Source organism: Amycolatopsis sp. cg5 (assembly GCF_041346955.1).
In the GTDB taxonomy this organism is placed as follows: domain Bacteria; phylum Actinomycetota; class Actinomycetes; order Mycobacteriales; family Pseudonocardiaceae; genus Amycolatopsis.
The window spans coordinates 3,395,943-3,413,011 of record NZ_CP166849.1 but is presented as its reverse complement, the minus strand read 5'-3'; the positions used below and the strand labels follow the sequence as shown (position 1 = coordinate 3,413,011).

22 protein-coding genes are annotated in these 17,069 nt (G+C 69.0%); 11 read left to right on the top strand and 11 right to left on the bottom strand.

Features of this window, described 5'->3' with window-relative positions:
* Window positions 1-44 precede the first annotated feature (44 nt).
* Window positions 45-1,001, bottom strand: coding sequence for a hypothetical protein (locus AB5J62_RS15595; protein ID WP_370948929.1), 957 nt, complete (start codon window positions 999-1,001; stop codon window positions 45-47).
* 120 nt (window positions 1,002-1,121) lie between these two features.
* Between AB5J62_RS15595 and AB5J62_RS15590 the strand changes: the two genes are divergently transcribed.
* On the top strand, window positions 1,122-2,603 hold the full coding sequence (locus AB5J62_RS15590) for an exo-alpha-sialidase (protein WP_370948928.1): 1,482 nt from the start codon (window positions 1,122-1,124) through the stop codon (window positions 2,601-2,603).
* Between the two features lie 116 nt (window positions 2,604-2,719).
* On the opposite strand, the gene AB5J62_RS15585 is transcribed toward AB5J62_RS15590, so the two are convergent.
* Window positions 2,720-3,196 (bottom strand): hypothetical protein, encoded by a 477-nt coding sequence (locus AB5J62_RS15585; RefSeq protein WP_370948927.1) that lies wholly within the window; start codon window positions 3,194-3,196, stop codon window positions 2,720-2,722.
* A 27-nt stretch (window positions 3,197-3,223) separates the two neighbouring features.
* Window positions 3,224-3,457: a hypothetical protein gene (locus AB5J62_RS15580; RefSeq protein ID WP_370948926.1), complete on the bottom strand. Its 234-nt coding sequence runs from the start codon at window positions 3,455-3,457 to the stop codon at window positions 3,224-3,226.
* Between the two features lie 60 nt (window positions 3,458-3,517).
* Between AB5J62_RS15580 and AB5J62_RS15575 the strand changes: the two genes are divergently transcribed.
* Both AB5J62_RS15575 and AB5J62_RS15570 read left to right on the top strand, forming a co-directional pair.
* Complete coding sequence (locus AB5J62_RS15575) at window positions 3,518-3,955, top strand: anti-sigma factor (protein ID WP_370948925.1); 438 nt, start codon at window positions 3,518-3,520, stop codon at window positions 3,953-3,955.
* Window positions 3,956-3,969: 14 nt separating this feature from the next.
* Window positions 3,970-4,743: a SigB/SigF/SigG family RNA polymerase sigma factor gene (locus AB5J62_RS15570; protein ID WP_370948924.1), complete on the top strand. Its 774-nt coding sequence runs from the start codon at window positions 3,970-3,972 to the stop codon at window positions 4,741-4,743.
* A 76-nt stretch (window positions 4,744-4,819) separates the two neighbouring features.
* On the opposite strand, the gene AB5J62_RS15565 is transcribed toward AB5J62_RS15570, so the two are convergent.
* Complete coding sequence (locus AB5J62_RS15565; RefSeq protein WP_370948923.1) at window positions 4,820-6,313, bottom strand: CHAD domain-containing protein; 1,494 nt, start codon at window positions 6,311-6,313, stop codon at window positions 4,820-4,822.
* Between the two features lie 17 nt (window positions 6,314-6,330).
* On the bottom strand, window positions 6,331-7,272 hold the full coding sequence (locus tag AB5J62_RS15560; RefSeq protein WP_370948922.1) for an anti-sigma factor RsbA family regulatory protein: 942 nt from the start codon (window positions 7,270-7,272) through the stop codon (window positions 6,331-6,333).
* Between the two features lie 93 nt (window positions 7,273-7,365).
* Between AB5J62_RS15560 and AB5J62_RS15555 the strand changes: the two genes are divergently transcribed.
* The gene (locus AB5J62_RS15555; protein ID WP_370948921.1) at window positions 7,366-8,154 is read left to right on the top strand and encodes a hypothetical protein; all 789 of its coding nucleotides are present in this window, start codon (window positions 7,366-7,368) and stop codon (window positions 8,152-8,154) included.
* Between the two features lie 39 nt (window positions 8,155-8,193).
* Here AB5J62_RS15555 and AB5J62_RS15550 read toward each other — a convergent pair whose 3' ends face one another.
* Window positions 8,194-8,568 carry an STAS domain-containing protein gene (locus AB5J62_RS15550; protein WP_370948920.1) on the bottom strand — a complete coding sequence of 125 codons (375 nt, stop codon included), beginning with the start codon at window positions 8,566-8,568 and terminating at the stop codon, window positions 8,194-8,196.
* 124 nt (window positions 8,569-8,692) lie between these two features.
* On the opposite strand from AB5J62_RS15550, the gene AB5J62_RS15545 reads away from it, so the two are divergent.
* From AB5J62_RS15545 to AB5J62_RS15530, 4 genes are all read left to right on the top strand, one after another.
* The gene (locus AB5J62_RS15545; protein WP_370948919.1) at window positions 8,693-9,424 is read left to right on the top strand and encodes an ANTAR domain-containing protein; all 732 of its coding nucleotides are present in this window, start codon (window positions 8,693-8,695) and stop codon (window positions 9,422-9,424) included.
* 73 nt (window positions 9,425-9,497) lie between these two features.
* Window positions 9,498-9,653 carry a DUF6131 family protein gene (locus tag AB5J62_RS15540; protein ID WP_370948918.1) on the top strand — a complete coding sequence of 52 codons (156 nt, stop codon included), beginning with the start codon at window positions 9,498-9,500 and terminating at the stop codon, window positions 9,651-9,653.
* 146 nt (window positions 9,654-9,799) lie between these two features.
* Window positions 9,800-10,999: a protein kinase gene (locus tag AB5J62_RS15535; protein ID WP_370948917.1), complete on the top strand. Its 1,200-nt coding sequence runs from the start codon at window positions 9,800-9,802 to the stop codon at window positions 10,997-10,999.
* Complete coding sequence (locus AB5J62_RS15530; protein ID WP_370948916.1) at window positions 10,996-12,066, top strand: glutamate--cysteine ligase; 1,071 nt, start codon at window positions 10,996-10,998, stop codon at window positions 12,064-12,066. Before AB5J62_RS15535 ends, AB5J62_RS15530 begins: the two co-directional genes overlap by 4 nt.
* 6 nt (window positions 12,067-12,072) lie before the next feature.
* Here AB5J62_RS15530 and AB5J62_RS15525 read toward each other — a convergent pair whose 3' ends face one another.
* The 3 genes from AB5J62_RS15525 to AB5J62_RS15515 form a co-directional block, all read right to left on the bottom strand.
* Window positions 12,073-12,735 (bottom strand): PAS and ANTAR domain-containing protein, encoded by a 663-nt coding sequence (locus tag AB5J62_RS15525; protein ID WP_370948915.1) that lies wholly within the window; start codon window positions 12,733-12,735, stop codon window positions 12,073-12,075.
* Window positions 12,736-12,920: 185 nt separating this feature from the next.
* Window positions 12,921-13,373 carry a hypothetical protein gene (locus tag AB5J62_RS15520; RefSeq protein ID WP_370948914.1) on the bottom strand — a complete coding sequence of 151 codons (453 nt, stop codon included), beginning with the start codon at window positions 13,371-13,373 and terminating at the stop codon, window positions 12,921-12,923.
* A 62-nt stretch (window positions 13,374-13,435) separates the two neighbouring features.
* Window positions 13,436-14,269, bottom strand: a complete 834-nt coding sequence (locus tag AB5J62_RS15515; RefSeq protein ID WP_370948913.1) for an aldo/keto reductase — start codon at window positions 14,267-14,269, stop codon at window positions 13,436-13,438.
* Between the two features lie 103 nt (window positions 14,270-14,372).
* On the opposite strand from AB5J62_RS15515, the gene AB5J62_RS15510 reads away from it, so the two are divergent.
* The gene (locus AB5J62_RS15510; protein WP_370948912.1) at window positions 14,373-14,786 is read left to right on the top strand and encodes a phage holin family protein; all 414 of its coding nucleotides are present in this window, start codon (window positions 14,373-14,375) and stop codon (window positions 14,784-14,786) included.
* Entirely contained in the window at window positions 14,783-15,073 is a 291-nt protein-coding gene (locus AB5J62_RS15505; RefSeq protein WP_370948910.1) for a DUF3618 domain-containing protein, read from the top strand. The genes AB5J62_RS15510 and AB5J62_RS15505 overlap by 4 nt, the downstream gene beginning before the upstream one ends.
* Window positions 15,074-15,194: 121 nt before the next feature.
* Here AB5J62_RS15505 and AB5J62_RS15500 read toward each other — a convergent pair whose 3' ends face one another.
* Window positions 15,195-15,572, bottom strand: coding sequence for an STAS domain-containing protein (locus AB5J62_RS15500; protein WP_370948909.1), 378 nt, complete (start codon window positions 15,570-15,572; stop codon window positions 15,195-15,197).
* A gap of 274 nt (window positions 15,573-15,846) precedes the next feature.
* Between AB5J62_RS15500 and AB5J62_RS15495 the strand changes: the two genes are divergently transcribed.
* On the top strand, window positions 15,847-16,086 hold the full coding sequence (locus tag AB5J62_RS15495) for a hypothetical protein (RefSeq protein ID WP_370948908.1): 240 nt from the start codon (window positions 15,847-15,849) through the stop codon (window positions 16,084-16,086).
* Between the two features lie 32 nt (window positions 16,087-16,118).
* Here AB5J62_RS15495 and AB5J62_RS15490 read toward each other — a convergent pair whose 3' ends face one another.
* A complete protein-coding gene (locus AB5J62_RS15490; protein WP_370948907.1) occupies window positions 16,119-17,051 on the bottom strand; it encodes an aromatic prenyltransferase in 933 nt (310 codons plus the stop codon).
* Window positions 17,052-17,069 lie beyond the last annotated feature (18 nt).

Below are 17,069 nucleotides of genomic sequence, written 5' to 3'. Positions count from 1 at the left end.
GGGGCCGGTGACCTCGCGGTCACCGGCCCCCTGTCGATCAGTGGTTACCAGCTGGACGGGACGTAGGCCCAGCCGAGGTAGTCGCTGCGGGACTCGTAGCTGCTGGTCTGGTAGACCGACGGCCCGGTGCTGATGGCCGTGCCGCCGCCGAGCGCCAGCATGATGTGACCGGCGCTGGTGGTGCTGGTGAAGAACACCGCGGTGCCCGCCGGGGCGTGCGTGCCGCGGTGGATGCGGCCGTTGTTCTTCTGCCACTGGTAGTGCGTCAGCGCGGTGGCGAACCGGCCGCTGGTGCCGAAGGCGCGCTCGACGAAGAGCTCGCACTGGTTGTTCCAGTCGGTGTGGCCGAGGCGGGCCTTGGCGAACGCGATCGCCTCGTTGGCGCGCGGGTCGGCCGGGTTGGTCGAGGACGGCGGCTTGAGACCGTCGGTGTCGCAGTGCGGGAGGCCGGAGACGAAGCCCTCGGTGCCCGTCTTGACGTATTCGTCCGGAACCCAGAGGTTGTCGGAGGTCTTGTCCCAGATCTCGTCGCCGGCGGTGGCCTGGCAGACGACCGGCACCGAGGCGCCTTCCTTGTACTTGTCGGCGACACTGCCCGGCGCGGTCGCCGCGTCACCCTTGTCGGCGCGGCCGTTGAGGTCGGCCTTGGCGGGGTAGGACTTCGGGAACGAGCACTTCGGCGCCACCATCGAGGTCGAGCCGGTCTTGACGTAGGTGTCGGCGACCCAGACACCGTCGGTGGTGAGGTCCCAGATGGTGCTGCCGCCGACCTCGGGGCCGGTGTCCTGGCAGGCCAGCGTCACCATGGTGCCCGAGGTGTAGAAGTTCGAGATGCGCTGCTTGCCGACCGCCACGTTGGGGTCCTTGACCGTGCGACCGTCCACAGTGGTCGAAACGGGGTAGCTCGAAGCCGCCTGCGCGGTCTGCGCCCCCACACCGAGTCCCGTCACCAGCATGGCGAAACCGGTCGCCGCCACGGCAGCTCTGATGCTTGTCTTCACTTCGTGCTCCTTGAATTTCCGAGGTGCCGAAAGCTTCACACCCGCTCGTACAAGAGCCGTACAAGCGCCGGTCCGCGCGGCTTGTACACCTCTTGTACGAGCCGCCACGACGCTGAACCCATGAGAAGAGCAGGATTCACGCGGACAGCGTTCGGCCTCGCGGCCGGGCTCGTCGCGGCGGCGGCGATGACCGCGGCCGTGGCGCCCGCCGCACAGGCGGCGGTCGGCAACACGGTGGTGTTCAAGCAGAACAATGAGGGCTACGACTGTTTCCGCATCCCGTCGGTGATCAAGGCGAAGAACGGCGACCTGCTCGCGTTCGCCGAGGGACGCAACGGCGGCGCGAGCTTCTGCAACGACCACGGCGACATCGACCTGGTGCTGAAGAGATCGTCCGACAACGGCAAGACCTGGAGCGGACTCCAGATCGTCATCGAGGGATTCGGTGACACCAAGGGAAATCCGACCGCCGTGGTCGTCCCGTCCACCGGGCGGGTCGTGCTGCTCTCCACGATGGAGTGCGTCAAGAACCCGTCGTGCGGCCGGATCCCGCGCGTGCAGCACAGCGACGACAACGGCAAGACCTGGACCGTGCCCAAGGTGCTGACCACCGAACTGGGCTTCGACTCGGCGCCGGGCTGGCTGGCCACCGGGCCGTCACACGGCATCGTGCTCACCAAGGGCGCGCACGCGGGCCGGATCGTCGCGGGCATGAGCTACTCGATCGGCACGAAGGACACCGGCTCGCTCATCTACAGCGACGATCAAGGCGTCACCTGGAAACGCGGCGCCACGGACACCAGCACCACGACCGCGATGAACCCGCAGGAGATCAGCGTCATCGAACTCGCCGACGGCCGGGTGTACGCGGCGGCGCGCAACGACGCCAACAATGACAACAAGTGCCTCGCCGGAGGCACACGGAACCGGGCATACGCCATCAGTTCGGACGGCGGCGCCTCGTTCTCGTCGAAGTTCACCTTCGAGAACGACCTCGTCACGCCGACCGTGCAGAGTTCGGTGATGCGCATGAGCGGCGCGTACAACCGGCTCGTGTTCGCCGGACCGTCCACTTGCGACCGCCGCAAGGAGCTGGTCGTGCGCTCGTCCTTCGACGAGGGCGGCAGCTGGCAGTCCAAGTCCGAAGGCCTGCTGGTGTGGGGCGAGGACGCGGCGTACTCCGACATGCTGCAGCTCGGCACCGGCTCGGTCGGCGTGCTGTACGAGGCAGGCCCGGAACTGAACGCGAACGCGACCATCCGGTTCTCGGCGATCACCGAGACCATGCTCGGCGCGCCCGCGTGCGGGCAGGGTTACGGCGTCATCGACTCCGCGCCGCTGGGCGCCGAGGGCACGGTGTACCTCTCGTACAACGCGGCCAACGGCAACAACTGCGTGAGCACGATGAAGAAGGCCGACGCGGGCACGCCGACGGCGACCTCGGCCTATCTGGAGGTCGCGGGTTCCCAGCGCGACACCGACTCCGGGTCGTTCTCGTACTTCGCCGGACCGGTCAAGGCGCCGGCCGGCAACAAGTGCGTGAAGTGGGGCGGCTCCGCGGGCGGGGTGAAGTACGACAGCCCGTCCGAGCACTGCGGCTAGAGGGCGTTGACGACTGACGAAGCGGGCTCTATCCAGCGATAGAGCCCGCTCCATCGGGGACGCGTGCACAGCGCCGGGCACACCCCCGACGGGCGCCCGGGTTCGTGCAGGCGGAGCTAAGCGGCCACGGCGCGGAGCCAGGCGGGTATGGGCTGGTCGCGCTCATCGCAGATGTCGAGCAGTTCGAGCGTCCAGCAGAGGATGTGGACGAAGACCAGCCGCATCTCGGCCGGGCCTGGGATGTGCGCGACGACGTCGAGCTGCATGTCGGCGTCGGCGGGGCGGTCATGGGCGTAGGCCAGCATGACTCTGGTGGCGGCGCGCTGCGCCGGTTCGAACTCGTCGATCGAGATCCGGGCGCCGTCGGCGTCCTCGCCGTCGATCACGAACAGCGGCTGCCCGTCGAGCGGCAGCTCGACCAGCGAACGCAGCATCTCGACGTTGGCGACGGCCAGCTGACGGATCCCGTCACGGGCCAGCTGCTCGGACCCGGTCGTCAGGCAGTCACAGAGCAACACGGCTTCCTGGTCCGCGCCACGCCGGGCCGCAGCCACCGCGCCGACGAGCATCGCGCGGAGCTGTTCATCGTTCATCGTCCACTCACCCGGCTTTCGTCGGCATCAAGCCGGTGGTGCCCAGAGTCGCGCGATCACAAACGTCTCCTGGCGAAAAAGTTGCCAAGAAGCCTTGAGAGCCGCCTCGAGATCGGTCCGGCTCAGCTTCGATCGGCCCTTTATAGCCTTCTCGCGGGCGAGTTTGTCCAGGTCAGCCTTGGTCAGGTCCGAAAGATCGGCGGATCCGCCCTTCCTGGCGCCGACGCTGCGCGAAAGGGCGTCGATCCGTCCTTTGTGCACACTCCGAGATAAACCTCGCCAAAAAGTGTCAGCTGCCCGGTGAGTGGGTATAGCCCCGCCATGGAGGCTAGGCATGAGAAGACCCCCGACAGCGTCGACGAGCTACTCGACGAGGTGGTCGAGCTACGCGTACCGGCGCACGCCGGGCAGCTGTCACTGGTCCGCATGCTCGCGCAGGGCATGGCGGCGCGGGCCGATTTCCACCTCGACGCCATTTCCGACGCCAAGATGGCCGTCGACGAGGCCTGCGCGGAGCTGATCGAGCAGGCCGACCTCGGCGCCTTCCTCAGGTGCCGGTTCCGCCCCGTGCTGGGCGGCCTCCAGGTCTCGGTTTCGACGACGACGCTGCACACCGAGGCACCCAGCACCAGTTCGTTCGGCTGGCACGTGCTCGCCACGCTCACCGAGTCGGCGTGGACGGCCATCGACTCGGGACCCGGCCCCGGCAGCGTGGTGACGATCGAGTTCATCCTGCGCTCGGGGACTGATGTGGTGTGAACGCTGAACGGGAAATGACCCATCAGCGTCGCGACGAGTACGCCCACTGTGTGCCACTGCTGGCGGAGCTGGGCGCACTCGATCCCGACGATCCGCGTCGCGATTCGATCCGGCACCGGCTCGTCACCGAGTTCCTCCCCGTCGCCGAACACATCGCCTACCGCTTCACCGGCCGTGGCGAGCCGCGCGAGGACCTGCTGCAGGTGGCCAGGATCGGCCTGATCAACGCGGTCGACCGCTTCCAGCCCGACCGCGGCAGCGACTTCCTGTCCTTCGCCGTGCCCACGATCATGGGCGAGGTACGCAGGCACTTCCGCGACACCGGCTGGGCCGTGCGCGTCCCGCGCAGGCTCAAGGAGCTGCACCTCTCGCTGAGCCAGGGTTCAAGCGCGCTTTCGCAACGGCTCGGCCGCGCGCCGACCCCGACCGAGCTGGCCGAGCACCTCGGCCTCGACGTCGACGAGGTGCGCGAAGGCCTGCTGGCGGGCAACGCGTACCAGACGCTTTCGGTGGACAAGCCGATCTTCAGCGACTCGGAGACCATGTCACTCGCGGACACGCTCGGCGAGGACGACCTGGATCTGGTCAACGTCGAGAACCACGAGGCACTGCAGCCGCTGCTGCGTGAACTGCCCGCGCGGGAGCGGTCGATCCTCGTCATGCGGTTCTTCGGCAACCTGACGCAGACGCAGATCGCCGAGAAGATCGGGATCTCGCAGATGCACGTCTCACGCCTGCTTTCGCAGACCCTGGATCAGCTGCGAGGCAAACTCACCGGCGAGGGCTAAGGGCCGCCCAGCGCTGAGGTCGTGAGCGTTCCGGGCGGTTCTAACCGCCCGGAACGCTCACGACCCTGGCCAGTGGTCAGGGCTTGGGGAGGGTGGGCCATTGGGTGCGGAAGGCGTGTTGCTTCGCGTGGGCGAGTTCGGTGTTGTGGGCGTGCAGCAGGCCGTAGGTGAACGCGTTGTCGCCGTCTCGGAAGGCGCCGATGCCGAGGCGGTATAGGGTTTCCCGGGTCACGACCGTGTCCTGGTGCTCGCCCAAAGTTCCCTGGACGGCCTTGACCTTCTTGCGCCACTTGCCGAGTTTCTTGCCCAGCACCGGCCGTGCCGCGTCCGCGGCGTAACGCGCACGCTTCGCCTTCTTGCGCGTCTCGTGCAAGGCGGTGTCCAGGTCGGCCGCGTCGTGGGTGGCCGCCTCGGCGCGAGCGAGCTTCGAAGCCGCCTTGCGGACGGCCGCCCGCAACTCCTTGCGCGCGGGCCGTCGGGCACGTTTCGTCAACGGCGGTGCGGCCAGCACATCGTCCAAAGAGGACAGCAGGGCCAGGTATCGCTTGCTGTTCAACGCTTCCACCGCGCGGGTCCGCGCCTCCTCACCCTCGCGTGAAAAGTGGCGGACGAGCAGCTGACGCACCCGGCCGAGCACGAACTCGGGTGGCAGTGCGTCGAGCTGCTTGTTGATCGTCGCGGCCATGACCTCGGTGTCGCGGGCCGGGGCCAGTTCGCCCGCGAGCCACTTCAGCTCGGCCGAGAGCGACGCGGGCACGTCGATGACCCGATCGAAGGAGCGGAACGCGCTGCGCAGGCGACGGCAGGCGACGCGCATCTGGTGGATCGCGTCGTCGGTGTCGCGGCGGACGCCGATGTCGTTGCGGCGCAGGTGGTCGAACTGCTCGCGGAGGTAGCCGAGCACGACCGGGCCCGCGGCGGGCTTCTTGCCCAGCTTGACCGATTTCCGCCGAGGGACCAGGTCGCCCACCAGCCGTCGCATCTTGGACGGGTACTTCGACGCGGACGCGCCCGAGGGCACCAGTGCCCGGTCGAGGTCGTCGAGCAGGCGGGGCTCGGTGCCCGCTTCGAGTTCGACCTCGAGTTCGCGCCAGCTGTCGATGTGCGCGACCGCTCCCCCGGCCTCGCCGGTGACGTGGTCGTCGGTGAGCGTCGCGAGCACGTGGCCGTCCGCGTCGGCCAGCCGGTAGGAGAACCGGTCGGTCTTGAGATGCGCGATCGGCACCAGCCGTGAGCCCGCCGTGTACGCGGTCACCAGGCGGGCGAGACGGCCGGGCACCTTGGACGGTTTGTTGGGGCGTAAGGGTAAATGGAGCTCTTCGCGGGTGTCGGCCGACACCGGGAGCTTGAGGTGCCAGCCCGCGTCGTCACCGCCGGTGCGGCGCCGCAGGGTGATGCCGGCGCGGGCGAGGCGGTAGTCGCCGGTGTCGAAGTAGGTCGCGTCCAGCAGCTGCTCGACCGGACCTTCCTGGCTGGCCACCGCCCCGGCGCCGGCGAGTATCGGCACCTGACCACCCGCACCGAGGTCGTACTTGCGTTCCCGTTCGAGCTGGCTGACGGGCGTTGCCATGGGACTCCTTTCCGTGCTCAGCGGCGGAACCAGGCCCTGATCACCGTGCTGCCCGGCACCGAGTACACGCGGACCAGGTCGGCGAGCTGGTTGACCAGCAGCAGGCCCCGTCCGCCCAACTGGCCCGGTTCGGCGGGCCGCTTGCCTGCCAAGGGGTCGGCCAGGTGGCCGTGGTCCGCGGACTCGCACACCAGATGGCCGTCTTCGTGCCAGAACCGGATGGACGCGCGGTCGCGGGCGTGCACGATGCTGTTCGCCGCGAGCTCGCTCGCCACCAGCACGACGTCGCCGACCCGGTCGTCGCCGAGCCCGGCGAGCTTGGCGTGCTCGGCGGCGAACACGCGCAACGCCTTCAGCCCGCTCAGGTCCACCGCCAGCGAGAACGCTTCACCCGGTTCGGGGAATGGCAGGTTGTAGCCGGTGATGACCTCGTCCGGCGCGTAGAGATCGCTCTCGTGCTCGCCGGAGACGTCGATGACCACGGGATGCGTGCGCAGCGCGTCGTCGAGCACGCGTGGCTTGAGCCGGTCCGCGTCGTACGGGCACAGGATCGTCACCGGCCGCCCGTCGAAGGCGTGGTTGATCAACGCCTCGTGCGCGGCGCAGGCCGGATATTCGCGCTCGGACCGGTCGGGCCAGATCGGCTCGCCGATGATCCGCACGCGCGAGCCGCCGTGCCGGTCCGCGAACGCGCGGAGCACGCCGGGGATGATCCGGCCGGGATTGCGGCCGGCTTCGGTCATGTCCAGCAGCAGCACGTCGTCGGCCGCGGCGCCGAGGCCGCCGCGGATGAGGTCCAGATTGGGTCCCGGCACCGCGACGGCGACAGGTTCGCCGAGTGCCAGGCCGTCGAGTACGAACGGGACCGTCCCCGCCAGATACTCCCGCGGTCCGCGGTAGAATAACGCGGGATGGACGAACGGGTTCGCGGCCGCCTCCACAGTCGCCGAGCTCGTCACTGATACCACCCTCTCTCTGCCCACTCTGTTACCCGACGCGGCGCGAGATCAACCGTGTGGCTTCGCACACCGCTCTGTGGTTCGCTGACGGCGATGGAGTTCGAGTCGGTGGTCGAGCAGCTGTACGCGGGTGAACCGTCCGAGTTCATCACCGCGCGGAACACGCGCGCCCGCGAGGCGAAGGCCGGCGGGGACGCCGCGCTCGCCGAGCGGATCCGCGCGCTGCGCAAGCCGACCGCGGCGGCCGCGGCCGTCAACGGGCTCGCCAGGTCCCATCCCGAGGCGCTCGAAGAACTCGCGGCGCTCGGCGAGAAACTGCGCCAGGCCCATGCGGAGCTGAACGGCGCCGAACTGCGCGTGCTGACCAGGCAGCGGCACGAACTGGTCGGCCGCACGCTCAGGCTCACGCCGTCGCTGAGCGAGCCGGTGGCCCGTGAGGTCGAGGCGACGCTCGAAGCCGTCGTGGCCAACCCCGACGCCGCCGAAGCCGCCGCCGCCGGCCATCTCACCGCCGCGCTGCAGCCTGACTCGGGCGACCACTGGCTGACCGCCGCCACCGTCGAACTCCCGAAGAAGCCCAAGCTCAAGCTCGTCCCCAAACCGGCCGAAAAGCCGCCCAGGAAGCCGAAAACCGAGGACCCCGCCGCTAAGCAGGAACGCGAACGACGGAGGCGCGAGGCGGACGAACTGGGCAAAGCGCGCGACAAGGCGCACGCCGACCTCACCCGCGCCCGCCGCAAGGCCGACCGTGCCGCCGAGGCGACGGCCGCGCTGCGCGAACGGCTCGCCGACGCCGAGGCGGCCGAAGCCGAAGCCGGGCAGGCACTCGAAGCCGCGCAGGCGGACTACGACGCGGCTCAGGCCGCGGTCGACGCCCACTGACCGTCCACTCCGGACTGATCGGCCGGATGGACCAACGCGCTAGGACGACCGCGCGGCCCGCACGGCCTCGTCGACGCTCGGGTGGACCGCCAGCAGCTCGTCGAGCCCGGTGACCCGCAGCGGCACCAGCACCACCCGTTCCGTCCCGACCGTCGCGAACGAGACGCCGAGTTCCTTGGCGCGCTCGTCGGCCGCGACCAGCGCGCTCAGCCCGCTGGAGCCGAAAAACGTCACACCGGACAGGTCGGCGACGAGCCCGCCGGGAGCCGGTTCCAGGCCGCCCAAGAGCGCCTCGCGCAGGGTGACCGCGCTGACCAGGTCAACCTCGCCGAAGGCCGCGACGACACAGACCGTGTTCACCCGGCTGACGCGGATGAGCACATCGCCCAGCGGCGGCGTCGGCTCGGTGGCCATATGCGGTCTCCTCCCGGCTGAAGGCACGATAGCGCCGTCCCTATACCGGTCACAACAGGGCGGGCACGCCCGGTCACCCTGAGTGGGGTTTGGTGCCACCGGGAGCGGGGAATTCGCCCTTGATATGGACATCGAACGAGAAAGCGCGTTGGCCGCCCGGTTCGCCGACCTCACCAAGACGCTGCTCGATGCCACGACCGTGGCGGGCGCGCTGGAGCGGATCGTGCTGGCCACCGGTGAGCTGATACCCAGTGCCGAACTCGTGAGCGTGACGTTGCGCGGCTCCGACGGCTCGTTCCACACGCCCATGGAGACCGAGCACGCCGCCACCGAGCTGGACCAGCTCCAGTACAAGTTCGACGAAGGCCCCTGCCTGGACGCGGCCACCGAGCCGGGACCGGCCATCGGCCAGAGCGACGACCTGGGCGTGTCCACGCGCTGGCCCCGGTTCGGCCCGGCCGCCGCCGAGCGCGGCTACCACTCGGCGCTGGCGACGGCACTGATCCTGGACTCGAAGCCGCCCCGGCTCAGCGGCGCGCTCAACATCTTTTCCTCACGCAAGGCTGCCTTCACGCAGTCGGACGTGAACATCGCGCTGCTGCTCGCCACGCACGCCTCGCTGGCGCTGGCGCATACGCGCGCGCTCGACCGCGCCGAGCTGCAAGCGGAAAACCTGCGCAAGGCACTCGACAGCCGCGACGTCATCGGCCAGGCGAAAGGCATCCTGATGCACCGCCGCGGGGTCGACGCGGAAAAGGCATTCGACATCCTGCGCACCACTTCGCAAGATCTCAACGTGAAACTGTCCGAACTCGCCAAAACTTTGGCGACCCGGCATCTGGATCTCGATCTGTGAAAGATGTTTGAACCGATGCCGGGGCGGGCATTACCCGGGCAGACAGTCCCCACTGGAAAAAAGGACTCGTAAAGTGATCACTCTTGGAGTCATTCTTCTGATCATCGGATTCCTGACCGGGATCTCGATCATCTGGACGATCGGCATCGTGCTCGTGGTGGCAGGCCTCGTACTGGCACTGCTGGGCCGGGCAGGCAACAAGGTCGGCGGCCGCGCGCACTGGTACTGACCGGTATCCCCGCGGCCGAGGGCCGGCACCCCACCGGGTGCCGGCCCTCGGCACGCTCCCGGCCTTTCGGGGGTGTACAGCGCCGATAGGCTTCCCCACACACGAAAGCCGTTTGACCGGGCGGCCGCGCGGGTAGCCCGGACACCATGACACCGAGAGGATCGGGTGCGCCGGCGATGGGCGGCACAAGGCATGACTCGACGAGCACCTGGCCCAGCTTCGAGCTGACCAAGCTGGTCCCCGGCCAGCGCGGTCTGGAGCCGACGCTGATCGCGAACCGTTACGCGCTGGGCCCGCTCATCGGCGCCGGCGCCACCGCGCAGGTGTTCCAGGCACGCGACCGGCTCGAAAACCGGGAAGTCGCGGTGAAACTGTTCCTGCCGGGCACCGCCACCCGGCAGGCTCGCGAAGCGGGCATCCTGCGTGGTCTCGACCACCCGGGGCTGGTCACGCTGTCCGGTTTCGGCACGCACGACGGCAGGCCGTACCTGGTCATGCGGCTGATCGACGGCCCGACCTTGGGCGCGCGGATGCGTTCGCGAAGCCTGACCCCGGGCGAGGTCACCGCGCTCGCGGTCAAGCTCGCCGACGCGCTGGCGTACATCCACGCGCACGGCGTCACGCATCGGGATCTCAAGCCGGGCAACATCTTGCTCGACGGCGACGAGCCACTGCTCGGCGACTTCGGCATCGCGCAGCTCGTCGACGCGACCGCGATCACGCAGACCGGCGAGGTGGTCGGCACCGCCGCGTACATGGCGCCGGAGCAGGTGCTCAGCCGATCCGTCGGGCCGGCGGCCGACATCTACGCGCTCGGCCTGGTGCTGCTCGAATGCCTGACCGGGTACCGCGAATATCCGGGCACCGCGGTCGAGTCCGCGGTCGCGCGGGTGCACCGGCAGCCGGTGATCCCGCCGGACCTGCCCGGCGAGCTGTCCCCGCTGCTGCGGCGGATGACCGCCAGGAAACCGGAAAAGCGCCCTACCGCCGCCCAGGTCGCGGGGCTGCTCCGGCCGCCGTTCACCGCGCCTGTTCCCGAGCAACGCGGCGTGCGCCGCACCCGGGTAGCCGCCGCGCTTGGGCTGCTGACCGCCGTTTCGCTCGCCTTCGCCGTCGGCAAGAGCCCGGAAACCGCGCCGCAGCCGTCGGCTCCCCCGCAGCAGGTCGCCGACCCCGGCACGTCCACGACTCCGCCGAATGTCCCAGTGCCCATTCCGGCGATTGCCACCGCGAATTTGCCCGCGGAAGCCGTTCAGCAGCAAAAGGCACAGCAACCGGCCGAGCGGGCCGAAGTCAAGCCGCCGAAAAAGGAGAAGCCAGGGAAGGGCAAAGGACGCAAAGAATGAGCGAACCGCTCACGTTCGGGGTCGAAGAAGAATTCTTTGTGGTCGACGTGGAAGGCCACCTTTCCCAGCTGGCGGGCGAGGTCGTCGAAGCCGCCGACGAGCCGAACGGTGAGCTGCAGAAGGAGCTCACCCGCGCGCAGGCGGAGTCGGCCACGGACGTCTGCCGCTCCCCCGAGGAGCTGCTCGATCAGCTGAAGTCGTTGCGCGCCAAGCTCGCGGGCGCCGCGGCCGAGCGCGGGCTCCGGCTGCTCGCGAGCGGCACCGCGCCGTTGCCCGAACCCGGTCCGCCCGGGATCACGCCCGGCGCGCGCTATCAGCGGATGGCCGAGCATTTCGGGGCCACCGCCCACAGCGGGGCCACCTGCGGCTGTCACGTCCACGTCGCCATCCCGGACAAGGCGACGGGGATCCGGGTCCTCAACCAGGTGCGGCGAAGACTTCCGTCACTGCTCGCGCTGCTGGCGAACTCCCCGATCGCCCAGGGCGCGGACACCGGCTACAGCAGCTGGCGCTACCAGCAATGGACGCGCTGGCCGTCCGCCGGTCCCCCGCCTCGCTTCAGCTCGCTCGACCACTACGAGAGCCTCATCGACGGCTGGCTACGCGCGGGCGCGATCCTCGACCGCGGCATGGTCTATTGGGACGTAAGGCTTTCCGACAATCAGCCGACCATCGAGTTCCGCGTGGCCGACGTCGCACCGGTCCCCGAGGACGCCGCGCTGCTCGCCGTACTCGCCCGCGGACTGGTCCAGACCGCGCTCGACACCGAAGAAGACCTGCCGGAGCTGCCGAACGAGGTGTTGCGCGGGCACCTGTGGCGCGCGTCCCGCGACGGCTCGGACGGCCGTCTCCCGCATCCCGTGCACGGCGACCTCGTCCCGGCGCCCGCGGTCTTCGACGAGCTGCTCACCCACGTCGGCGACGCGCTCAAAGCCGCCGGTGACCACGACTTCGCCGAAGCGGGCCTCGCCAGGCACCGCGAATCCGGCTGCGGCGCGCGGCGCCAACGCCGGGCGTTCGGCGACGGCGCGAACGCCGCCGCCGTGGTCGACCTCCTCACCGTCTAAGCGGGGTCAGCCGGCGCGACGGCCCAAGCGGAGCAGGGCGGCTTCGAGGTTCGTGCGTGCCGACTCTGGCTGGGCCACGCCGGTCTCCATCTCGGCGACCAGCGACGTGGCCAGCGCCTGGAGCTTGGTGTTCGACTGCTGGGAAGCGTCGATCAGCACCTGGAACGCGTCCGCGGCGTTGCACCCGTACGCCAGCATGATCATGCCCTTGGCCTGCTCGATCGGCGCGCGTGACGCCATCGCGAAGCGGATGCCCGCCGCCTCGTCGGCGAGACCGTCGCGCTCCTCGGCCTCGGCGGCCTTGCTCGAGGTCAGGTTGATGAAATACCCGTGCACCGTGCGGACTTCGCGATTCTCGCCGCGGTCCGGCTCGCCCACCACCACGATGGACACGGTCCGGCCGTCCTTGGCCAGTATCCGGTGCTGGCTGCTGAACGGGGCCTTGGCCGCGACGATCACGTCGGCCAGGTGACTGGGGTCGTCCGGATGCCGATGGCGGCGCAGCAGGTCGGTGGTGGGTTCCACCTCCCCCGGCTTCCTGCCATGCATCTCAAAGATCTCCGGTGACCAGGTCCACTTCGACGACTGCACGTCGTAGTGGAAAAGACCGACCTGATCCGCGTTGTTCCCCAAGCTCGAAGCCGGGACAGGCAGCTCCTGCCAAGACATCGGACTCTGCTCCTCCGTGCACAGACGAACGTCGACAATGGTGTGATACACCGGTTGACGGGATTTTATCGGCCGGTCCACCCACGCGCGAGCCCACTCGCCGGACAGACGAGCGCAGTGGCGGGAAACCGCCGGACGGGCAGGAAAGGACCCACCTTCGCGGATGAAGGTGGGTCCTTGGCGCGTTACGGACGCTGGTCGAGCGAGGGGCTGACCGCGGGGTAACGGCCCTCCTGCCCGGGAACCGGGGTGACCGTGGTGCCCTGCTGCGGTTCGGGGTCGGTCCGCTGCCTGCGGCTGGTCACGGCGGCCTCGTCGACCTGCTCCTCGCGGATGCGCGCGAGGATGGCAAGAGTGATGCCGTGCGCGATCGCCAGCACGAGCAGGAGCACGCCCACGCGGCCGACGATGCCGGGGAGGTCGCTGCCGCCCAGATGGATGGTCGAGAGCAAGGCCAGCAGACCTAGCACGGCCAGGTGGAACAGCACGGTCACGAGGCGGGTCATCGAAGCACCCGCTTCGGGATCACCGTAGGAGTTCTCCAGGTACCGGCGGCCGCTGCGATAGATGATCTGGCCGTCCACCGCGACCAGCGCCACCCCGATCAGCAGGAACGTCAGGTACGCGTTCGTGTCCATGCGGGCGCTCCTTTCTGCGTCTGCACGGGAGATACCCAGGTCGGCGCGCGGAGAAACGCGACTCAGCCGGCGAAGGTGTCCGGATCGGGGCCGGTGCGGTGACCGGCGTCGAGCCCGGCGATCGACCGCAGGTCCTCGTCGTCGAGCTCGAAGCCGAAGATGTCGATGTTCTCGCGCAGCCGCTTCGCGTTGGCGGACTTGGGGAACACGACGTTGCCGAGCTGGACGTGCCAGCGCAGCACGACCTGCGCCGCCGACTTGCCGTGCTTCTCGGCGAGTCCGGTGATGACCGGATCGTCGAGCACCTCGCCCTGCGCGAGCGGGCTCCACGCCTCGGTCACGATGTCGTGCGCGCGGTGGTACGCGCGCAGCTCTTCCTGCTGGAGCAAGGGATGCAGCTCGATCTGGTTGACGGCGGGCACCACGCCGGACTCCTCGCGCAGCCGGTCGAGATGCTCGGGCTGGAAGTTGGAGACGCCGACGGCCCGTGCCTTTTCCGCGCGGAGGATGTCGGTGAACGCCGTCCATGTCGTCGGGTAGAGATCCTTACCTGGCAACGGCCAATGGATCAGGTACAGGTCGACGTAGTCGGTGCCGAGCCGCTGCAGACTGCCTTCGAGCGCGTTGATCGCGTTGTCGTAGCCCTGCGCGTCGTTGGCGAGTTTCGTGGTGATGAAGACGTCCTCGCGGGCGATACCGGACTTCTTCAGCCCCTCGCCGACGCCTTCCTCGTTGCGGTACATCTGCGCGGTGTCGAAGTGGCGATAGCCGGCCTCCAGCGCCTGATACACGACCTCGGCCGTGTCGTCCGGCGGGATCTGGAAGACCCCGAGCCCGAACTGCGGGATGGTGACGCCGTTGGCCAGTTCGACGTCCGGAACGGTGTTGATGGTCATCTGACCCGCCTACCCGTACGGCCGCGGGCGCAAACACGACGGGTGATTAGGGACGGCCTCATCCGGGTACCCGGTGATCCATTCGAACCGGGAGGTGTGATCAGTGATCGAAGAAGCACGCAAGCGCCCGCCTGAGGAGCGTTCGCTCGGCGAATTGGTCTCGGACCTGTCCGACGAGCTCAAGCGGCTCGTGCGTGACGAGCTGCGCCTGGGCATGTTCGAGTTGCAGCGCAAGGGAAAGCGCATGGGCTTGGGCGCCGGGCTGTTCGGTGTCGCCGGGCTGATGGCGTTGTTCGGCGCGGCCACACTGGTCGCCGCCGCGGTGCTCGCGCTGGCGCTCGTCGTGCCCGGCTGGCTGGCCGCCGTCATCATCGGCGTGGCGCTGCTGCTGATCGCCGGGATCGCGGCCTTGGTGGGCAAGAAGGAAGTCCAGCAGGCCGTGCCACCGCTGCCGGAGGAGGCCATCGAAGGCGTCCGTGACGACGTCGACACCGTCAAGCAAGGGGTGCGCTCATGAGCGAGTTCCCGAAGAACGCCGAAGAAGCCCGGCTGGACCGGGATGTGACCCGCCAGGAACTCACCGAGACGCTGGAAGCGTTGGGCGACAAGCTCGACGTGAAGACCCGGGTCAAGGAAAGCGTGGACGAGAAGCTCGACCAAGCGACGGCGAAGCTGCCCGAGCCCGCGGCCACCAAGGTCCGCGACGGCGCGGAAGTGGTGCGCCGCAACAAGATCCCGGTGATCGCCGGGTTCGTCGGGCTGCTGATCGTCGTCAAGATCATCGTGAGCAGGAGCAAGTCATGAGCGCGTTGCCGACAAACCGCTGAGCCTGGTCGTGAGTGGACCGCGCGGGCGCCGTCGGCTACAAGAAGGACTGAACCCGGACGAGGTCCGCCGGCCGGTACTGGCCGGCGGACCTGGAGGGTCAGCTCGCCGAAGGCGTGTGCCGGGGGTGCTCGATGGCCGTCACGAGGTCGGGGTAGACGCTGAGCAGCCCGTCCATGCCGGTCACCGCGAGGGTGCGCGGAATGACCCGGCCGGAGGCCACGATCACCAGCTCGATGCGCTCGTGGGCCCGGTGCAGCACCCGCAGCGCGTCGCAGCTGAGGAAAGCGGCCCTGGACAGGTCCAGCACCACCCGGCCCGAGATGGCCGCGGCCTCGTCGAGCGTCCGCGCGACATCCGGGACGGTGGCGGTGTCGATCTCGCCGACCACGGTCACCACCGTCACTCCGGGTGACGGGCCGGTGAGCGTGCAGGACAAACCGCCCGCGAAATCGGGATCGGAGAACAACGCAGTCATTTGGTGCTCCTCTCGCAGCGGGATCCCCGCAGGGTGGCTGACCGGAGCACGTGTCTGAACAAGGGCCAGTGACTACGACGGTACCGCTCTGTCGGCTCAGGTCAACCCTGAGGCCGTTTCGCGTCCGTCCGATGGGGTACCCGGTCACTCCGATTCTGAATCCGCAGGCGAGAGGCACTGCTCACTTCCACGCGGGCGTCGAACCGGGTGCAGGTGTGAACATCGGGTTTCCTGGGCACCCTCCGGGCAGACCGGATCATGAGAGGGGACGACCATGGCCTTCGCTTTCGTCAGCCGTTGGCTCGGATGGCGTGACACGCCCCCGGCCACCGTGGTCGAACTGTCCTGCGGCGGCCGCGTCGCGATCGCCGAATCCGAGCACGGCCTCACCCTGGCCGTCACCACCGCCCCCGACGCCAACGGCGAGATCCACTTCGCCACCGTCCCCCTCTCCGTCGCCGAGCGCCACGAACTGGGCCACGTACTCGACGCCGAGAAGCCATTGGCCTCGTGAGTGGTACGGCCGGTTCTAACCGGTCAAAACACTCACGAGTCCTTGAGTGCGGGCTCGCGCCAGTGCGGCACCGCCTTGGCCATCGAGTCCCAGAACTCGCCCGCGTAGTACCGGTAGATGTTCTCGAGCTTGAAGTAGTACCCGACCGGCGTCATCGCGGCCGCGTGCACGAAATACCGCGGCCCCGGCTCGAACGGCGCGTGCTCGGCGAAGCTCGTCAGTATCGGGTTCTGGCTCAACGGCGCCAGCTCGTCCGCCCGCACGAACAGCGGGAAGCACACGCGCTCGATCCGCGGCGAGGCCCAGCTGAACGTGAAGTACACCGAGAACGCGTCGGCGCAGCGCCGCACCACTTCCTCGTCGGCCGGGATCGCCAGGTCGAGGTCGGCGAGCATCCGCGAGACGATCTCCGGCGTCAGCGTCCCCGGCGCCGGGTGGAAGTACAGGTTGACCGTGCGGTTGCGGACGTCGACGGCCGTCAGGCCCACGTCGCCCAGGCCGTACCTGGCGAAGAACGCCGCCTCCGCGTCGATCGCGATCGGCATCGACGGCAGCGCGGCGATGCGCGAAACCGGCTGCGCCTCGCCGACTCCGAACGTCGCGTAGATCTTCTCGATCCCGGTGGTGGTGCCGAAGTCGGCGCCCCAGATGTCGACCGGCAGGCTGGTCGCGATCTCCCGGTGCGCGGTGTCGACCAGGCCGTCCGGCTCGGGCAGGAGGCCGTGGCGCAGCGCGATCGCGTAGGGATCGGGGCTCGGGCCGCCGAACCCGGTGTACCGGTAGCTGAGATCGGGCGTCCCGCCCGCCTTGGTCGTCGTGCGGAACGCCAGGCCGGTGCCGGTGAAGCCGTCGGAGAAGGCGGATAGGCACGGCAGCACCGCGTCCCGCTCGCAGGCCGCGCCCATGGCGTCCGCGAGATGTTCGATGTCCCGGTAGAGCCGCTCGATCGGTGACATGAACTTCATGGTTGACGATCCTTCCTC

Excerpts from the sequence above, each read along its gene's own strand:
- AB5J62_RS15520 (WP_370948914.1), bottom strand. The coding sequence starts at position 13,373 with ATGGACACGAACGCGTACCTGACGTTCCTGCTGATCGGGGTGGCGCTG.
- AB5J62_RS15535 (WP_370948917.1), top strand. The coding sequence starts at position 9,800 with ATGACACCGAGAGGATCGGGTGCGCCGGCGATGGGCGGCACAAGGCAT.
- AB5J62_RS15525 (WP_370948915.1), bottom strand. The coding sequence starts at position 12,735 with ATGTCTTGGCAGGAGCTGCCTGTCCCGGCTTCGAGCTTGGGGAACAAC.
- AB5J62_RS15505 (WP_370948910.1), top strand. The coding sequence starts at position 14,783 with ATGAGCGAGTTCCCGAAGAACGCCGAAGAAGCCCGGCTGGACCGGGAT.
- AB5J62_RS15585 (WP_370948927.1), bottom strand. The coding sequence starts at position 3,196 with ATGAACGATGAACAGCTCCGCGCGATGCTCGTCGGCGCGGTGGCTGCG.
- AB5J62_RS15545 (WP_370948919.1), top strand. The coding sequence starts at position 8,693 with ATGGACATCGAACGAGAAAGCGCGTTGGCCGCCCGGTTCGCCGACCTC.
- AB5J62_RS15500 (WP_370948909.1), bottom strand. The coding sequence starts at position 15,572 with ATGACTGCGTTGTTCTCCGATCCCGATTTCGCGGGCGGTTTGTCCTGC.
- AB5J62_RS15490 (WP_370948907.1), bottom strand. The coding sequence starts at position 17,051 with ATGAAGTTCATGTCACCGATCGAGCGGCTCTACCGGGACATCGAACAT.
- AB5J62_RS15550 (WP_370948920.1), bottom strand. The coding sequence starts at position 8,568 with ATGGCCACCGAGCCGACGCCGCCGCTGGGCGATGTGCTCATCCGCGTC.
- AB5J62_RS15570 (WP_370948924.1), top strand. The coding sequence starts at position 3,970 with ATGACCCATCAGCGTCGCGACGAGTACGCCCACTGTGTGCCACTGCTG.
- AB5J62_RS15590 (WP_370948928.1), top strand. The coding sequence starts at position 1,122 with ATGAGAAGAGCAGGATTCACGCGGACAGCGTTCGGCCTCGCGGCCGGG.
- AB5J62_RS15515 (WP_370948913.1), bottom strand. The coding sequence starts at position 14,269 with ATGACCATCAACACCGTTCCGGACGTCGAACTGGCCAACGGCGTCACC.
- AB5J62_RS15530 (WP_370948916.1), top strand. The coding sequence starts at position 10,996 with ATGAGCGAACCGCTCACGTTCGGGGTCGAAGAAGAATTCTTTGTGGTC.
- AB5J62_RS15575 (WP_370948925.1), top strand. The coding sequence starts at position 3,518 with ATGGAGGCTAGGCATGAGAAGACCCCCGACAGCGTCGACGAGCTACTC.
- AB5J62_RS15495 (WP_370948908.1), top strand. The coding sequence starts at position 15,847 with ATGGCCTTCGCTTTCGTCAGCCGTTGGCTCGGATGGCGTGACACGCCC.
- AB5J62_RS15555 (WP_370948921.1), top strand. The coding sequence starts at position 7,366 with ATGGAGTTCGAGTCGGTGGTCGAGCAGCTGTACGCGGGTGAACCGTCC.
- AB5J62_RS15565 (WP_370948923.1), bottom strand. The coding sequence starts at position 6,313 with ATGGCAACGCCCGTCAGCCAGCTCGAACGGGAACGCAAGTACGACCTC.